Raw genomic sequence first — 18096 nt, 5'->3', positions numbered from 1 at the left:
CGCAACTTGCTTTACACTCCTCGTTTATTCCTGTTCAAACTATGAGAGAACCCGTGCTCAAAGCACTAAAAAAACTGTTCGGCAAAAATGAGGCACCTACACCTCAAATTACTTCTACTCCTACGCCCGCTGCGCAGGCAGAAACCCGCTCGGCTCCCCTGGCACCTCAACCAACACCGGCCGCAGCGGAACGCAAACCCAGAGCCAGCAACAAAAACACCCATGGCAAAAACAACACGTCTGCACCTTCCAGCAAGCCAAGACGTGAACGCAAGACCGCGCCGGATACATGGACACTCGATAATTTCATTGTCGAGCCGCAGGAAGGTAAAGTCCGGTTTCATGATTTTGGGCTAGATCCGCGCCTGATGCATGCCATTCACGACCTGGGCTTTCCCTACTGCACGCCTATCCAGGCACAGGTGCTGGGTTTCACCCTTAAGGGTCAGGATGCTATTGGACGCGCCCAAACGGGTACCGGCAAAACGGCGGCCTTCCTGATTTCGACCATTACTCAATTGTTGACAACACCACCGCCTCAAGAACGCTATATGGGCGAGCCGAGAGCTCTAATCATCGCCCCTACACGCGAACTGGTTGTCCAAATCGCAAAAGATGCCGAATTGCTGACCAAGTACACCGGTCTTAATGTCATGACCTTTGTCGGTGGCATGGACTTCGATAAGCAGCTCAAGCAACTTGAAGCACGCTACTGCGATATTCTTGTAGCTACACCAGGACGTCTGCTGGACTTCAATCAGCGTGGCGAAGTGTATTTGGACATGGTCGAAGTACTAGTCCTGGACGAAGCCGACCGTATGCTTGATATGGGCTTCATTCCTCAGGTCCGTCAGATCATCCGCCAGACACCACACAAAAACGAACGCCAGACATTACTCTTCTCCGCCACGTTTACCGAAGACGTTATGAACCTGGCCAAACAGTGGACCGTAGAGCCAGCCATCGTTGAAATCGAACCGGAAAATGTAGCCAGCGAAACGGTCGATCAACGTATTTATGCTGTTTCGTCTTCAGATAAATATCGGCTGTTGTACAACCTGATTACGCAAAATAATTGGATCCGCGTCATGGTATTCGCCAACCGCAAGGATGAAGTGCGAAAAATCGAAGAGCGCCTGACACGTGACGGTGTCAGTGCTGCCCAGATGTCTGGGGATGTTCCTCAGCACAAGCGTATAAGAACTTTAGAAGGGTTCCGCGAAGGTAAGATTCGTGTCTTGGTGGCTACCGATGTGGCAGGGCGAGGTATTCATATCGATGGCATTAGTCATGTCATCAACTTCACCCTTCCTGAAGATCCGGACGACTACGTGCATCGTATCGGCCGAACGGGGCGAGCCGGTACGAGCGGCACCTCTATAAGTTTTGCCGGAGAGGATGACTCCTTTGCCCTACCCGCAATCGAGACGCTTCTAGGTCGCAAGATCGCATGTGAAATGCCCCCTGCAGAATTGCTCAAGCCTGTTCCGAGTAAAAAATAAGCTACGGCCCTGACCAAAAAGCGAAGCCTAGCGCTTCGCTTTGATGCCTCATCCGCTACCAGCGTTCGGCAGCGTCTCTGTCACTGTCTCTTCCCTCAACCCATCTCGGCCCATCGGAAGTGTCTTCCTTCTTCCAGAAAGGCGCTTGTGTCTTGAGATAGTCCATGATGAATGCGCACGCATCGAAGGCTGCTTGTCGATGAGCGCTTGCTGTACCTACAAAAACAATTGGCTCGCCGGGTTCGAGTCGCCCTATCCGATGAATAATGTTGACGTTAAGTAGCGGCCAACGCTCATGGGCTTGCTGTGCAATCTTTGCTAAGGCTTTTTCGGTCATGCCGGGAAAGTGCTCGAGGAACATGCCGCCGACCTCACGTCCATCATTGAAATCACGAACATAGCCTACAAAACCGACTACAGCGCCTACACCAGTATGCTTGTCTTGCAACGCATTAAGTGCTTTACCCGGGTCAAAAACTTCGGCACTTACCTGTATGCTCATGTCAGCCCCCCGTCACCGTAGGAAAGAAGGCAACTTCATCGCTGTCCATAAGCGGCTCCTCCAGCCCACAGAGCTCTTGGTTGCGTGCACACATCAGGTTACGCTCACCCAACACCTGGGCCCATATACCTCCACGAGCCATAAGATGAGTTCGTAGGTCATTCACACAGGTGAACCCCACTTGCCAATCAAGTGACTCGCTGTCACATTGCAACGCCTCCCGGTAGCGGGCGAAGTATTGCACCTGAATCATGCATCATGCTCCACTTTGAAATGACCGCTCTTGCCGCCCTTTTTTTCCAAAAGGCGCACAGCTTCAATACTCATGCCTCGGTCTACTGCTTTGCACATGTCATAGATGGTTAGTGCTGCGACACTGGCTGCTGTCAAAGCTTCCATTTCTACGCCAGTCTGCCCGGATAGTTTGCAGGTTGCCGTAATATAGACGCTGTCCGGTTCACAGGTGACGAGCTCAACTTTGACGCCAGTCAACATGAGTGGATGACAAAGCGGAATCAGCTCATGGGTTTTTTTAGCTGCTTGGATTCCTGCTATACGGGCCACGGCAAAAACATCCCCCTTGGGATGCCCACCACTCTGAATCAAATGCAAGGTTTCGGGCTGCATGCGCACCCGCGCTTCAGCCACAGCCTCGCGAAAAGTCACCTGCTTGTCGGTGACATCCACCATCATGGCTCGGCCTTGGGAATCGAGATGGGTCAGCATGTTCGCTAGTCCTCAAAAATCAGACCTCGATTCTACTATAGGGGAAACCTGATACAGGAAGCCGACCGCATCCAAGGTTCGGCCTCCTGATAGGAGGGTTAGAGATGAGCTTCGGCGTATTCCGCTAACTCTGAACGTGGAACTCCCTGCAAGGTAATGTGCACACCATGCGGGAAACCTTTGAAGCGCTCACTAAGATAGGTGAGCCCCGAGCTGGTCGCTGAAAGGTAGGGCGTATCGATCTGCGCCAAGTTACCTAGGCAGATTACCTTCGAACCAGCGCCTGCCCGAGTGATGATGGTCTTCATCTGATGAGGAGTCAGATTCTGGCATTCATCGATGAGGATAAGGCTCTGCTGAAAGCTTCGTCCACGAATGTAGTTAAGCGATTTAAACTGTAGGGGCACCTTGCTCAGAATATAATCCACACTCCCATGAGGACTTTCGTCATCCATGTGCAAGGCCTCCAGGTTGTCGGTGATAGCGCCCAGCCAAGGCTCCATTTTTTCAGCCTCAGTCCCTGGCAGAAAACCAATGTCCTCATCAAGCCCTTGCACACTGCGTGTTGCAATGATTCGACGGTAGCGCTTAGTCACCATGGTCTGTTCTATGGCAGCCGCCAAGGCCAGGATAGTCTTACCTGAACCAGCGGCCCCGGTAAGATTGACCAAGTGAATATCTGGATCCAGCAAGGCAAACAAAGCCAGCGCCTGATAAATGTCCCGCGGCTTAAGACCCCAAGCCTCTTGATGCAGCAGCGGTTCCTGATGCATATCGAGAATGATCAGTTCGCTATCGCGAATAGCCTTAACCCAACCAACAAATCCCTGCTCATCGATAATGAAGTCGTTTAAGTGCATGGCCGGTAGATTGTCCGACAGCTGAACCCGATGCCATACGCGTCCTACATCCTGACGAGACTCGACCTTACTGACCCGATCCCAGAAAGAGCCTTCTAGCGTATGATAGCCCCGCGACAGCAAGGCCACATCGTCTACAAGCTGATCCGTATGGTAATCCTCAGCATCAATGCCGCAACCACGCGCCTTCAAACGCATGTTGATGTCTTTGGTAACGAGCACCACGCGCTCGCCTGGATGATGCGTACACAGCTCCACCAGTTGATTAATAATGCGATTGTCATTGTGATTATCAGGCAGCCACGTCACCGGGGCGGCCCGCTTGTTCATTAGAATGGACAGGTAACCGCTCGTGCCACCTTTACCGCGCGGAATTGGAACTCCCCGCTCAACATCTTGTGGCGAGGCATCGGCCAAGACACTGTCGATCAATCGAATCGCCTGACGGCATTCTGCTGCCACGCTGTGCTTACCCGCTTTAAGCTTATCGAGCTCCTCCAACACGGTCATGGGAATCGCGACGTGATGTTCCTCGAAATTCAACAAAGCATTGGGGTCGTGGATCAGTACGTTGGTGTCGAGCACATAGAGGGTGGGCTGGGTGGGGCGGGAGCGTCCATAGTCATCCATACTCGGTCACCTCATCGAGAATCCAGAGGATTCTATTGGCCAGTCGACGGAGGCCGTACGGCTCTCCGCAGCGAAAGGTACCGCCGCATTGACGATAGTCAGGATCAGACCTGCTACCTAAGGGAAAACCCATTCATGCAGCGGACACTCTGGTAATACCTTAAAACTGACACCGGGAAAAACCCTTTTGTACAAAGACCCATCATTTTTTTCGAACCGACGGACATCCCTGGCAACTTGTCGTCATCGCGACTACAGTTTTTGACTGCGTTGCAAAAAATAGCTTTTTGCCCGTATAGCTTTTTCCAACTGGAGCCTCCTTCCTGCCAAGCCTAAAATGGCCGCTTCGCTATAAGGAGCTTCGACCATGCTGATGGTGATTTCACCTGCCAAAACCCTCGATTATGAAACACCCCCAGCGACCTCACGCTTTACCCAACCTGAACATATCGACGACGCACAACAGCTCATTACACAGCTGAATACATTATCGCCTGCAGATATCGCCTCGCTTATGGAGGTATCGGACAAGATCGCTGGTCTTAATGCAGCTCGATTCGCCAGCTGGAGCCTTGACTTCACACCCCAGAACGCTAAACAAGCGCTCTTGGCATTCAAAGGTGATGTGTATACAGGTCTTGCAGCTACAGACTTCTCTGATGCCGATTTCGACTTTGCCCAACAGCATCTACGCATACTGTCGGGCCTATATGGCATTTTGCGCCCCCTGGACTTAATGCAGCCTTACCGCTTGGAAATGGGTACCAAACTGGCGAATCCGAAAGGCAAAGATCTGTATGCTTTTTGGGGAACACGTATTAGTAGCTGGTTGAATGAAGCCACTGCGCTACAAGGCGATGATATCGTGCTGAACCTGGCGTCTAACGAGTATTTCAGCGCAATCCAGCGAAAGATGGTGCAGGGTCGAATTATTGATATAGAGTTTCGTGACCGGAAGGGCGATCAATATAAGATTGTCAGTTTTTATGCCAAAAAGGCGCGAGGACTGATGGCACGTTACGTTATCAAAAACCGGATCCGTTCACCTGAACAGATCAAAGCCTTTACCAGTGATGGCTATTATTTCAGTGAAGAATTTTCTACGGCAAACAAAGTCGTCTTTCTTCGCGAGCCATCTATTGAATGAAAAACATTCTGAGCCCCTTGGCATAGATAACTTTCGGCTCTACTTCATGAGCCGGATCTATAACGCAGCTCGCTGAACACAGCGCCCTCATGTAATGCGTTTTACATCACAACCATGTTTTAGCTGGGGATAAATTATGGACAGGAATGGCACATCTGCGCCCTGTACGCCAGACATTGAGACACAACGCCAACATCCCCGGGTAAGGGTTCCGGCGCGTATTCGCTATCAGGGTGCGCATCGGGAAGGCATGGAACATCAACTGACGGATCTTTCGGCAGGCGGATTCAGCTTTACCTCCAGAGGCGTTACGGTTCATACAAATGACTTTCTAAAAGGCAAACTACTGTTTGCCATCGATAGGCTCAGCTTTGCTATCGATGTTAACTTCGAAATCAAGTCGATTGACCGTGACACGGGTCGGGTCGGCTGTGCATTTCATAACTTAGCAACACGAGAATTATCCGCCCTGCGCTATTTAATAGAAGCCTATCGGGCCGGCGATATGGTCACTATGGGTGACATGATCAGCTCTGTTAGCCTCGCGTCAGGAAATACCCGCTTCAATGCAGGCTTAGTCAAGTCAATTGATGCATCAGGAGCAATAATCGAAGGGCGGTTCGAGATTCATCAGTATGCTCATGTACAACCAGGTCAACGTGTTGAGTTCAAACTGATCACCGAGCAAACTCTATACTCAGCACGCATCGTCGATACCAAGGTTGAAAGCTGTGGCACTACGTATGTGGTTGTAGCATTGCTTCAAGCCGACAGCCCTCTTCCTATCGAGCTCAACGGCCAGCCAGTTCAAATCCTTTTACCTCTCTAAGCGCTCCGGCTTAGGCGCTTTTCCTTATCTGAACGCTTTATCTGAAGCGTTCAGATAAAACTCACTTAGTCTTATTAAAAGCACAGCAACAAGCCTTGCTGATCCGCTCTGCAAAATTGAAACGGATCACACTCTAAAAAGATCTTCGCTTTTCTATTGAACAATTCACAGAAAATTCTCGTCATAGGGACTAGCGTTAGTATCACTGAAACGCGAATGAAAGTTACTAGAATTTTCAAGCGATTTAGTGAACTTATTTGAGTAAAGACAGTCAATGACGACCATGGTGGCAAAAGGAAACTGTTCTGGCCACTGTCCTTGTTAGCAACATCATTCTAATTAAGTGGTATGGATAGTTATTTTGAGCGGAACATTATGAATTAAAAATTCAATAACTCCGCCTTTGATCCGTTCCCTATAAGTTCTAATCAAATTGAAACTTTAAAACTTAACGTAATTAGTTAAGACGATCCGTTTTCGTCATTTATTTATCCTGCAGACGCAGGTAACAGAAGCACGGACGCTTCGTCCCGAACCGAAGGGACTGCGACCTTAACACTCAGCCAATGCTGAAGGAGAATGCCATGATTCCAGTGATTCTTTCCGGGGGAAGCGGTTCACGACTCTGGCCCCTGTCCCGCAAGATGTATCCAAAGCAGTTCCTTGCCCTGACAAGCGAAAAGACTCTATTCCAGGAAACTATCTCGCGCCTGGCATGCGACGAACGCATGGAAAAGCCGCTGATCGTTTGCAACGTCGAGCATCGCTACATTGTTGAAGAGCAGTTGAAAACCGTTACTTGTCAGCCCGACTCGCTGATCATGGAACCGTTTGGTCGCAATACTGCACCTGCAGTAGCCATTGCAGCGATGAAGCTCGTCGCCGACGGCAAAGACGAACTGATGCTAGTGCTGCCAGCCGATCATGTCATCGAAAATATAGAAGCATTCAAAGCTTCCCTACATGCTGCTAACGAAGCCGCTGAAAAAGGCGAAATGGTGCTATTTGGCATTCCAGCCGTTCGCCCTGAAACCGGCTACGGTTACATCAAGGCTAACCATTCGGACAAATTGCCTGAAGGGGTCAATCGTGTAGAGCGCTTCGTTGAGAAGCCCGATGCTATTCGTGCAACACAATATGTAGAATCCGGCGACTACTATTGGAACAGCGGTATTTTTCTGTTCCGTGCTAGCCGTTATCTGGAAGAGCTAAAACTGCATGATCCGGATATCTACGATACCTGCCTGCTGACGCTTGAACGCAGCCAGGCTGATGGTGACCATATCATCATTGATCGTAACTCCTTCGCTGTCTGCCCCGATAACTCCATCGACTACGCCGTGATGGAAAAGACAACTCGTGCCTGTGTCGTACCAATGTCGGCTGGCTGGAACGATGTAGGCTCCTGGTCCGCTATCTGGGATGTTCATAACAAGGACACCAACGGCAACGTGGTCAAGGGTGACGTAGTTCTTCACGACAGCCAAAACTGTCTGGTTCATAGCAACGGCAAGCTGGTCTCTTTGATTGGCGTGGAAAACATCGTTGTCGTTGAGACCAAAGATGCGGTGATGATTGTTCATAAGGATAAGGTTCAAGACGTCAAGAAAGTGGTCAACAAGCTCGAAGAGCAAGGCCGCCAGGAAGTCAAGAGCCATCTAGAAGTGTTCCGTCCCTGGGGCTCTTATGACTCCGTTGATATGGGTCATCGCTTCCAGGTCAAACGCATCACCGTAAAGCCCGGTGCGCAGTTGTCGCTGCAAATGCATCACCACAGGGCCGAACACTGGATCGTTGTTTCAGGTACAGCACAGGTTACCTGTGATGACAAGACGTTCCTGTTGACTGAAAATCAGTCAACCTACCTGCCGATGACTTCTGTTCATCGCCTGGCTAACCCCGGCAAGGTACCTCTGGAGATCATTGAGGTTCAGTCGGGTGGCTATCTTGGCGAAGATGATATTGTCCGTTACGAAGACGTCTATGGCCGCGTTGATGCTCCTGAAGTAAAGACAACCAAAGCCATAGCGCGCTAATACGAAGAAGTCAGGAGAGCTAATAAAAACAAGACCTCTCAGGACTTTCGATATTCAAAAGACACCGGCTTAGGCCGGTGTCTTGCTTTATGGCACTAACCAACCGAGGGCTCGCTAAAGTATTCAACTCATGGAACACTCTGGAGCGCTCAGTCAATAGACCAGGATTTCCCATGAATGCTTCTTCCTCCCTACCACGCCTTATCACTCCTGCAGAGCTGGACGATCTTTGTAGCGCTTATGATGGGTTTATCCTTGATCTCTGGGGCGTTCTGATCGACGGTTATGATGCTTTCCCAGGCGCTAATGACTGGTTGTCTCGGCGCGCGGCTGAAAAGAAACCCGTTTGGTTTCTGAGTAACGCATCCCGAGACGCGTTGTCCATGACACACCATCTTGTTGAGCTAGGCATATCTGCCGAGCACTTTGCTGGCATTACTACGTCTGGCCAACTTGCCATCGATGCGTTGACCCAAGAGCTTGGTCTAACAGAAGGCGGTATCTACCTTACTGGACCCGGCGAGGGCCAAGTCGGTTGGCCTGAAGGCATCCGCAAACGCTTTACGAACGATATCGCCGAAGCTTCCCTTATTCTAGGCGTAGGCAGCTTTCCTCAGGATGAACTGGCGGCACGTCAGGCCCCGCTTGCGGCCTACACTCACCTGCCCTTTCTATGTGCCAACCCAGACAGGACTGTTGTATCGGGCGGACTTACCTACTACGCCGCGGGAAAACTAGCTGATTACTTTGCCGCTCAAGGAGGAGCTGTACGTTGGTATGGCAAGCCAGAGCCTTACGCATTCCATTGCGCACGGCACGAACTTGCTCAGCGAAGTGCTCAGAAAATTCTATTCATTGGCGACTCGCTGGTAACTGACGTACCGGGAGCTGTATCAGCCGATATTGATTGCCTCTGGCTAACGTCTACTGGAATACATCAGGAAGCTCTGGGTCTGGCCTTTAATGAGCAGCCTACACCTGAGTCACTTGCAACGTTCCTACAGGATTACCCAATCCGCCCCAGTTTCGCAGCGGCTGGGCTAGTCTGAAAGTAAGAGCCATGACTATGAGGATCATCCGTGAGAAAGAATATTGTCGTCTTTAATCGCTTGCCTGCTGCACTCGTACAGCAGCTAAGCGAGACCTACAACGTTACGGTAATCGATCCTCAAGGCGACTTCGATAGTCAGCTCAAACGTGCCCTCCCTGAAGCGCACGGTTTGATCGGGGCTAGTAAGAGGTTAGGACGAGAGCAGTTGGCAGAGGCACAAAACCTTGAAGTGATCTCTAGTGTTTCGGTCGGCTACGACAGTTACGAAGTCGACTATCTGACCGAGCGCGGCATCATGTTGACCAATACGCCTGATGTCTTGACCCAAACGACAGCAGATCTAGGCTTCGCCTTGCTTATGAGCGCGGCTCGTCGCCTTCCAGAATTGGATGCCTATGTTAAAGCGGGGCAGTGGCACCAGAGCATTGGCGAGGCACAGTTTGGTACCGATGTGTATGGCAAGACTCTAGGCATTATAGGTATGGGCCGGATTGGCGCTGCCCTTGCCAAACGCGGCCGTTTTGGGTTCGATATGAATATTCTTTATACGGCCAACAGCCCCAAGCCAGATCTTGAAAAAGAATTGGACGCAGCGTTTTGCGATCTCAAAACGCTATTACAGAGTTCTGACTTTGTTTGCTTGGTTGCCCCATTGAACGAATCGACTTATCACATGATTGGTGCATACGAACTGCAGCTCATGCAGCCCAGTGGCATTCTGATCAATATCGGCCGTGGTCCCTTGATAGACGAGGCGGCTCTATACGATGCCCTATGCAACGAGCGTATCCGTGGAGCGGGTCTAGATGTGTTCGAACGGGAACCCCTGGAAGCCTCCCCCCTCTTCTCACTTAAAAATATAGTGACCCTACCGCATATCGGCTCGGCTACTCACGAAACACGTTATGCGATGGCAGAAAGAGCGGTAGCCAACCTGACAGCGGTCCTTAACGGAACCCGTCCCCGTGATCTGGTTAACCCACAGGCATGGGCCGATTAATACTGTAAGATAACCAGCCCCCCACGTTTATTTGTACAAGCGGAAGATATCTCTTCATACAATATAGGCGCTTTTTATAAACGGATAGCGCTTGCCCGCCTACAAAATAGCCTCTAGCCGAAAGCCTGCTCCAAATGAATGCAGGGAACCCGGCTAGCTGTGGCACAATCTCCTGTTTTGCACTCTGCGTTACAGGCTTCTTATGCGCTTACGGTTTGACCATCTCCATTGGCAAGATTGGAAAGGCTCTTTCACCGAGCGTAACCTCGAGCGGGGGCGTCGGTATGCCCTCGAGGGACTTGCCACGGTCCGCTCAGCAGCGGATGGATTGATCTACGCTCAATGCAGTAGTCCTTCGGGATTGGTCTACCGCCAGTCATTGACCTTGAAAGCGGGCCAAAAGAGCTGGCAAGTCGACAGCCGCTGTACCTGTGGCGCTGGTCGCAACTGTAAGCATAGCGCGGCCGTTCTCTTCGAGCTGGAGCGGCGTCAACGTGCAGGCGACCCGCCTCCCCGGCGAGAAGCATCAGAAGGTACCGTTCAGCAGATCAAACCGCCCGTTCCGGTGTTGACCCTGGGAAGTCATGTCCAGGTCGACTATGACCGTCAGACAGCCCGTATGCGGCCGATTACACGCCATCGGGCCGCCTTGGCCTTTGTGTATGGTAGCCAGCGAGTATTCGGTAAACCTTTACCTGGCCGCACATCATTCGGTCAGAAGCCTGCCCAACCTTTGATTCGCCATGGCGAGGCTGAACAACATTTTCGCCGGACCTTGCAAGAAGCTGGTTTACGCGTCGCCACACGCCGTAGCGCAGCACTGGCCGAAGAAGCCGGCGAAATGTTGGAAATGCCTGATGACTCCAGCTGGTTGCACTTTGTTCAGGACGTAGTGCCCCGCTTGCGTCATCAGGGCTGGCAGATCGATATACGTCCTGAATTTATTTTCGAACTCAGTGAGGTGGAGGGATGGTACGGAGAGATCGAAGAAGCCATTGATCATCAATGGTTCGATCTTGAAGTAGGCATATTGGTTGAAGGTCGTCGAATCAGCCTGCTGCCTATCCTGATTGAATTGATCCGTCGCGATCCCCACTTATTCGAGCCCGATGCACTAGCACGCCGATCCGATGAAGAACGCCTGCTGCTGCGCCTGGAGAATCCTAAGGTTCGCAAACAGGGCCGAGCTACACGTGTAGCTCTACCTCTAGGTAGGCTGAAGCCAATCCTCAACACACTTGTTGAGCTCTACGGCCAAGCGCTGCCGAGCGATACCAAGCAGCTGCGTCTGTCACCGCTTGATGCCTCTCGCTTGGCCGAACTGGATGATGCACTCCCGCTAACGTGGCAAGGCGGCGAGCAACTTCGCCACTTCGCACAACGCCTGCGTCATTACGCGGCGACGCCTGTTACGGTACCGGCAGAACTGCATGCGGAATTGAGACCCTATCAGCGCGACGGTCTGGCCTGGATGCAGGCGCTACGTGAGCTGGAAGTAGGCGGCATCCTGGCTGACGATATGGGGCTAGGCAAGACATTACAAACGCTGGCTCACATTTTGATTGAGAAACAGGCCGGTCGTCTGTCCGCTCCGGCCTTGATCGTGATGCCTACCAGTCTCATTCCCAACTGGCAGGATGAAGCCGCTCGCTTTACGCCCACGCTTAAAGTCCTGGCCTTGCAAGGTACACAACGTCGTGCGCTCTTCGAGCAGATTACTGAACACGATATTGTGCTGACGACCTATGCGCTGCTTCCACGGGATGCAGAGCAACTCGCCGCGTTTGCCTTTCACCTGCTCGTCCTAGATGAAGCGCAGTCCATTAAAAACGCAGCCACCAAGGCGGCGCAAGCAGCCCGAAACATTCAGACGCGACATCGCCTGTGTCTGACAGGAACCCCATTGGAAAACCACTTAGGTGAACTCTGGTCTCAGTTTCACTTCCTAATGCCTGGCTGGCTAGGTGATGCGAAGCGCTTCAAACATGACTACCAGACCCCTATTGAAAAGCAGGGCGATCAACAGCGGCTCAGCCACTTGAAGGCACGCATTAAGCCGTTCATTCTCCGGCGGACCAAACAGCGGGTAGCGCGTGAACTGCCACCCAAGACAGAAATTATCCAACTTGTAGACCTGACTCCCTCGCAACGCGATCTTTATGAAACGGTTCGGTTAGCGCTAGATGAAAAAGTCCGCACGGAGATCGCCCACAAGGGATTGGCCCGTAGCCAGTTAATCGTACTTGATGCCCTGCTCCGGCTGCGTCAGATCTGCTGCGATATCCGCTTAGTACAAGCTGACATACAGACACCCAAACCCTCTGGCAAGCTGGCTGGGCTTATGGACTTGCTTGATGGGCTTTTGGCCAACGGCAGTCGCGTACTGCTGTTTTCGCAATTCACATCAATGCTGGCCCTGATCCAGCAGGAGTTGGACACCCGTAGCGTGCCGTATGTGACCCTGACTGGCGAAACACAGGATCGCCGTGCCCCGGTCGAACGCTTTCAGAGCGGCGAAGTTCCAGTCTTTCTGTTGAGTCTGAAAGCAGGAGGGACAGGCCTCAACCTTACCGCGGCTGATACCGTTATTCACTTTGATCCATGGTGGAATCCGGCCGCCGAAAATCAAGCTACCGACCGGGCCTACCGGATCGGTCAAGATAAGCCTGTCTTTGTCTATAAGCTCATTGCGCGAGGTACTCTGGAAGAGAAAATCCAGCAGTTGCAGAACGAAAAAGCGCGTCTGGCAGCAGGTATTCTTGACGAGCACGGCGGCGACTGGCGAATGACAGAGGCTGATATCGAAGCGCTCTTTGCCCCCTTGGGCAAGTAAAGTTTCCAGTCAGCACACCCATTACCCTAAAGGCTAACCGGCATCAATTATTCAGATGTCGTCAGGCCAATGTCTTACACTGCCCTCCCGACTGGTATTTGCATTACTACCGGAGGGCTCAGCAGTTTTTCATGCGTGGTGACAGATCAGCCTGACAGCAGTCCAACTGGTATAAATGACAATTGAACGTTGGGCTTGCCTTGAGCCCTTTCGCCAAGAATAACTATGATTACGCTTATCGAATGCCGAGCCGGCATAGGTCTGGGAGAAAGCGATGGAACTACCACGCCAAGCCTGTCTGGATTGCTTACGACGCGAACCGCCGGCTGTATTCGAAGCAGCACTCTGGATAGCTGCTGAACATGACCTCACCTTTCAACCGGAAACGGCACAGCGCTTATTAGCTGACTTAATTCCGTCGATCCGAGCTGCCGTGAATGAGCGAAGCTCGCCTGTTGAACAGGCCCAGCAGCTTCTCAGGCAGTTAGTCGAGTTAGGCTTTCATGCCGATGAATGGCCTCTCAAGCCACACGCAGCACTGTTGCACCAGGTCTTGGTTCGCCGTCGAGGCCAGCCACTATCGTTAGCACTTATTGCATTGGAGCTAGCTTTCCGGCTGGACATTCCCCTTTCAGGTATCAATTTTCCAGGACACTTTCTTTTACGTGTCCCCGGGGCTGATCATCTTCTGGATCCTACGAGCGGAAGGCGCCTATATTCTCCGGATTGCAAGATGCTTCTTGCCCACCAATTTGGCCCTCAAGTCGAGTTGAATGCCTCACATTTTCGTGTGGCGTTGCCTTATGAGTTGCTACAACGGCTTTCCCGCAACTTGCGCCAGCTGCATCATCATGATGGCCAACTCTTGGCAGCTTTGAAGGATGCCCAACGCGTTTTAGAACTAGGGCCCCCTATGGTATCGGATCATCTTGCACGGGCTGATCTTTATGGCCAACTGGATTGTCCGCAAGCCCAGCGTTATGACATTGAGCGCGCCCTTCTGTTAAGCAATGACCCCAACGAACAACTGGAGCTGACACAACGTCTGGCCGAACTGGGAGGGCTAACACGGTTGCTTCACTAAGACTTAGGTATTAAGTAGGGCCGCTTATCCCTCTCTTACTTCTTATGTTCAATTAATGTCTCTACGGGCCGATATAACTGCACTTGATGTTCGATTGCAGTATCAGGAGCCCTCCATGACGTTACGAAACATGAACATTGCGCCTCGCGCATTTCTTGGCTTTCTTACGATTGCCTTACTTACAACACTCTTTGGGATCTTTTCCATTGTTCAAATGAAAGAAATCCGTCAACGCAGTGTGCACTTTGAGGAGAACATTCTTCCCAGCGTTACGAGTCTTGATGAAATCACCACGCTGACGGTTCGTCTGCGAGTTCTGTCCTACCGCCTGCTGCTCAATCGTGAGCCGGAAAACCTGTCAAAAACGATAGCGCTTTTTGAAAAGCGTAGCGCTCAAGTAGAAGCTGCCCGGGCACGTTATGAAAAGCTGATCTCCAGTGAGCAGGAGCGCAGCCTTTATAACGGCTACTCAACATTGTGGGCTCAGTTCCTTCAGCTCAAAACAAAGATGGTGCAGTTGTCTACAGACGAGCAGCTGGAAAGCCTTCGGACTATTCTGAATGATGATCTATTGCAAAATTCAGATGCCATTAACAAGGTCCTCCTTCAACTCGTCGAGTTGAATACCGCTGTAACCACCCAGGCCAACCAGGACGCTGCACAACGCTACTCCGCTACCATTATAACTACCATTGTGATGATCATACTGGCAGTCCTTCTTACCGTCCTACTGGCCTGGGTATTGACTCGTAGTATCGTTCGTCCTATCGACCAGGCACTAGCGGCAGCGGAAGAGATTGCCCAAGGCGATCTAACGCAACAGATTCACGTTGCAGGCCGTGACGAACCCGCACGCTTGCTTTTAGCCATGCGGACCATGCAGGAAAAACTGCGTCAGACACTCGAACGTATTGCTAACTCGTCTAACCAGCTTGCAGCGGCCTCGGAAGAGTTGAGCAGCATTACAAATGACAGCGCCCAAGGCTTGCATCGCCAGAACGATGAAATCCAAATGGCAGCTACGGCGGTTAATCAGATGAGTTCGGCAGTCGAGCAAGTAGCGCATAATGCGATTACTACGTCGGAAGCCTCAAAAAGCTCCGCGACGTCAGCTCGTGAGGGTCAGGAACGTGTACTGGAAACAGTATCGTCCATTGAGCAAATGAGCCATGAAGTGCAAACGACAGCCCATCTGGTAGGCGATCTAGCCAGTCAGTCTCGCGATATTGGAAAAGTACTGGATGTGATTCGCGGCCTCGCCGACCAAACCAACCTGCTCGCCCTGAATGCGGCCATCGAAGCAGCGCGTGCCGGTGAAGCAGGTCGAGGATTTGCCGTCGTGGCCGATGAAGTTCGGGCACTAGCACATCGTACCCAAGAGTCCACACGCGAAATCGAGCAGATGATCATGGGCATCCAGAGTGGTACGGAGCAGGCTGTTGGCTCCATGGATGCCAGCTGTACCCGTGCCAGCACGACCCTGGATATCGCTCAACGCGCTGGCGAAGCACTCAGCCAGATTACTCAGGCCATTGCCGAGATCAACGAGCGCAACCTCGTTATTGCCAGCGCGGCTGAGGAGCAGGCGCAGGTTGCCCGTGAAGTCGACCGGAACCTGGTCAATATCCGTGACCTCTCAACGCAGAGCTCAGACGGCGCCCGTGAAACAACAGTAGCCAGCCAAGAACTATCTCGCCTGGCTGTCGAATTGAACACTCTAGTATCGCACTTCAAGGTATAGCGTCGGTACGAATGACCAAGGTGCAGGGAAGCACCCTTCTAAATCAGCCATAACAATACATGCGTGCCAAGCAAGTTGAGAAGACCGGTCAAAACCATCGTGAGACCGGCAACAGTCCCTTCTTCGATACCCACTTCATAGGCACGGCTCGTCCCGGCGCCATGCGCCCCGACACCAAACATCGCGCCTCGCGCCAAAGCGGAGCGCAGCGGCAAAATCCTGATGAGAAGACTGCCTGCGATTGAGCCAAAAACACCCGTAATCAGGACAAAAGCCGCAGTCAGCTCCGGTACGCCGCCTATATCCCCCGACATAGGCATGGCAAATGGCGTCGTGATCGAGCGAGGCAGCAAAGACAAAGTAATGGTCGCGTCTAGGGACAGCAGATAGGCCAGCAGCCATGAGCTGCCAACGGACACTAGACTGCCAACAATCATGCCAGCCAATAAAGCCCGCCAATAACGCACCAACAAACGACGCTGTTGCCAGATCGGAATAGCAAAGGCAACCGTAGCTGGCCCTAGTAACGTGATCAACCAGCCGGTGTAGCGAGAATATTCGCCATAGCTCGTACCCGTTGGAATGGCAATCAGATACAAAATAGTGGGAACGAAAACAATGGGGGCCAGGGCATACCATTTGATGCGCCTGTAGATCATGCGACTCAGCACATAACCGCCCAAAGTGACTACTAGCCAAAAGAGAGCAGCCCCATCAAACATCGTGCCGGCTCCGCCTACGAAACATCCATTCCACAGTGAGCGCTGTGCTGATCATAACCAGTAGCGTGCTGAAACAGACGGCGAGCAAGATACGAATACCTTCCTCGCGAACCAGCGGGCCATAGTCAAGCAAGCTCATCAATGCAGGAATAAAGAACAACAGTATCTCGCCAATTATAAGACGCGCACCGCTGGCCAGCCATTCAGGACGAACGACCCGACAGATCAAAAGCAGCAGCAGAATACCCAGCCCAAGCACACCTGCCGGAATAGGCAACTCAAAATAGCGAGCCAACCAGCCGCCTAACCACCAGATACCCAGCAAGACGGCCAATTCGATTAGCAAGCGTATATAACGGGGAATCATAAACCACTCGAAAAAACTAGCTAACACAAGGATACGCCCGCCCCTACTATCTCAAAAGCGAATTGTAGGCAGCTGAAAATTTTGCTTTAGCTTTAGCAGTCGTATGGACGATAAAAATTGGGCGGGTCGGGAAGTATCTTCAAGAACGAATCCATCAATTATGATTCGGCCTTCTAGAGCAGCCCAAAAATCAGTGTTAGTTCTGGCCACACCTGTTATATACCCGAGCAGTCTGGCAACAAACGGAACCCGGCGCGCCCGCCTAAAAGACCAAACTTCATCGGCCTCTACCTACTGCCAACGGCTAATCTGGTCTGTCAGCAGCAGAAGCAGGGTAGCCGTTGAAATCGGAAGTACATGACCTATCGATTCGTGAGTGCTGCTATCAAGTCATCTAGCCACGGATCGGCGTCGGTATCAGGGGTTACGGTCTCACTGGCATCCAGTCGCAGCATAGGCAGCAGTATCTGCAGGCCTAGCTCGGTAAACAACTCCTGAAAGTGCATCCCTCCACCGCAGTAGGTATCTCCGTAGCTTGAGTCACCCAAACCAAGCACTGCGCCCAACCGCCCTCGCCAATCAGGCAAACGGTCACGAAGAGCATAATAGAGAGGCTGTATATTATCAGGCAGCTCGCCCATACCAGTGGTCGACGACACTGCAAGAAGAATCTCAGGGTCAAACGACATAAGCGCGTCCAAGGTTCCGCGTGGATCAAGCCAGACCACATGCCCCTCGGCCCTCAAACGATCCTGGACATGGTGAGCGACCTCCTCCGCCGTACCATAGACCGTGCCACATAGTATTGCGACTCTCATAAACACCTCTGCTCTTCAAACCGCTCGATTATGCCTTAAACAGACTCATGATCCGCTCAGTGAAACACAAACGCTTATAAGTCTCTCATCATCAACATGAGCGTTTGGTGTGAACCTTGCGTATCCTTACCTGGCCTTATAGCTAGGCCATTGGAATCCTCATCAAGGGCTCCGTTTTCGAGCGCAGTGCTTATCCCGCATTGCTTGGATTGACTGCCCTATCCGGGCCGTTGAAGGTTGGAGCGAAT

The 18096-nt window shown here is 51.8% G+C and carries 16 protein-coding genes; 9 read left to right on the top strand and 7 right to left on the bottom strand.

The genetic code is table 11. From position 1 onward, the window contains the following. The first annotated feature begins 53 nt into the window (after positions 1 to 53). The gene (gene rhlB, locus IQ22_RS00680) at positions 54 to 1502 is read left to right on the top strand and encodes an ATP-dependent RNA helicase RhlB (RefSeq protein WP_208733585.1); all 1449 of its coding nucleotides are present in this window, start codon (positions 54 to 56) and stop codon (positions 1500 to 1502) included. A gap of 55 nt (positions 1503 to 1557) precedes the next feature. Here rhlB and moaE read toward each other — a convergent pair whose 3' ends face one another. The 4 genes from moaE to IQ22_RS00660 all read right to left on the bottom strand — a co-directional run bounded on the left by moaE (position 1558) and on the right by IQ22_RS00660 (position 4220). Next, entirely contained in the window at positions 1558 to 2004 is a 447-nt protein-coding gene (moaE, locus tag IQ22_RS00675; protein WP_145136523.1) for a molybdopterin synthase catalytic subunit MoaE, read from the bottom strand. 1 nt (position 2005) lies between these two features. Further along, the gene (locus IQ22_RS00670) at positions 2006 to 2257 is read right to left on the bottom strand and encodes a MoaD/ThiS family protein (protein WP_145136520.1); all 252 of its coding nucleotides are present in this window, start codon (positions 2255 to 2257) and stop codon (positions 2006 to 2008) included. Continuing rightward, a complete protein-coding gene (moaC, locus tag IQ22_RS00665; protein ID WP_145136517.1) occupies positions 2254 to 2730 on the bottom strand; it encodes a cyclic pyranopterin monophosphate synthase MoaC in 477 nt (158 codons plus the stop codon). The genes IQ22_RS00670 and moaC overlap by 4 nt, the downstream gene beginning before the upstream one ends. Positions 2731 to 2828: 98 nt before the next feature. After that, the gene (locus IQ22_RS00660; RefSeq protein ID WP_145136514.1) at positions 2829 to 4220 is read right to left on the bottom strand and encodes a PhoH family protein; all 1392 of its coding nucleotides are present in this window, start codon (positions 4218 to 4220) and stop codon (positions 2829 to 2831) included. Positions 4221 to 4587: 367 nt separating this feature from the next. Between IQ22_RS00660 and yaaA the strand changes: the two genes are divergently transcribed. The 8 genes from yaaA to IQ22_RS00620 all read left to right on the top strand — a co-directional run bounded on the left by yaaA (position 4588) and on the right by IQ22_RS00620 (position 15941). After that, positions 4588 to 5367, top strand: a complete 780-nt coding sequence (gene yaaA, locus IQ22_RS00655; RefSeq protein ID WP_145136511.1) for a peroxide stress protein YaaA — start codon at positions 4588 to 4590, stop codon at positions 5365 to 5367. Positions 5368 to 5503: 136 nt separating this feature from the next. After that, positions 5504 to 6196 carry a PilZ domain-containing protein gene (locus IQ22_RS00650; protein ID WP_145136508.1) on the top strand — a complete coding sequence of 231 codons (693 nt, stop codon included), beginning with the start codon at positions 5504 to 5506 and terminating at the stop codon, positions 6194 to 6196. A gap of 584 nt (positions 6197 to 6780) precedes the next feature. Then, the gene (locus IQ22_RS00645; RefSeq protein ID WP_145136505.1) at positions 6781 to 8232 is read left to right on the top strand and encodes a mannose-1-phosphate guanylyltransferase/mannose-6-phosphate isomerase; all 1452 of its coding nucleotides are present in this window, start codon (positions 6781 to 6783) and stop codon (positions 8230 to 8232) included. Between the two features lie 173 nt (positions 8233 to 8405). Next, entirely contained in the window at positions 8406 to 9281 is an 876-nt protein-coding gene (locus tag IQ22_RS00640; protein WP_145136502.1) for a TIGR01459 family HAD-type hydrolase, read from the top strand. Between the two features lie 30 nt (positions 9282 to 9311). Further along, positions 9312 to 10283 (top strand): 2-hydroxyacid dehydrogenase, encoded by a 972-nt coding sequence (locus IQ22_RS00635; RefSeq protein WP_145136499.1) that lies wholly within the window; start codon positions 9312 to 9314, stop codon positions 10281 to 10283. A gap of 202 nt (positions 10284 to 10485) precedes the next feature. After that, positions 10486 to 13116, top strand: coding sequence for a DEAD/DEAH box helicase (locus IQ22_RS00630; RefSeq protein WP_145136496.1), 2631 nt, complete (start codon positions 10486 to 10488; stop codon positions 13114 to 13116). Positions 13117 to 13390: 274 nt separating this feature from the next. Then, positions 13391 to 14200, top strand: a complete 810-nt coding sequence (locus IQ22_RS00625) for a SirB1 family protein (RefSeq protein WP_145136494.1) — start codon at positions 13391 to 13393, stop codon at positions 14198 to 14200. A 115-nt stretch (positions 14201 to 14315) separates the two neighbouring features. Then, entirely contained in the window at positions 14316 to 15941 is a 1626-nt protein-coding gene (locus tag IQ22_RS00620; protein WP_145136491.1) for a methyl-accepting chemotaxis protein, read from the top strand. A 38-nt stretch (positions 15942 to 15979) separates the two neighbouring features. Here the strand turns inward: IQ22_RS00620 and IQ22_RS00615 are convergent, their stop codons facing one another. The 3 genes from IQ22_RS00615 to IQ22_RS00605 form a co-directional block, all read right to left on the bottom strand. Beyond that, a complete protein-coding gene (locus tag IQ22_RS00615) occupies positions 15980 to 16663 on the bottom strand; it encodes an LrgB family protein (protein WP_145136487.1) in 684 nt (227 codons plus the stop codon). Further along, positions 16656 to 17030 (bottom strand): CidA/LrgA family protein, encoded by a 375-nt coding sequence (locus tag IQ22_RS00610; protein ID WP_145136484.1) that lies wholly within the window; start codon positions 17028 to 17030, stop codon positions 16656 to 16658. Before IQ22_RS00610 ends, IQ22_RS00615 begins: the two co-directional genes overlap by 8 nt. A 362-nt stretch (positions 17031 to 17392) precedes the next feature. Beyond that, a complete protein-coding gene (locus tag IQ22_RS00605; RefSeq protein WP_145136481.1) occupies positions 17393 to 17848 on the bottom strand; it encodes a flavodoxin in 456 nt (151 codons plus the stop codon). Between the last annotated feature and the right edge of the window lie 248 nt (positions 17849 to 18096).

It is taken from the genome of Pseudomonas duriflava (assembly GCF_007830155.1).
Lineage (GTDB): Bacteria > Pseudomonadota > Gammaproteobacteria > Pseudomonadales > Pseudomonadaceae > Chryseomonas > Chryseomonas duriflava.
The sequence above is the reverse complement of the archived record's forward strand: the minus strand, read 5'-3'. Positions and strand labels throughout refer to the sequence as shown.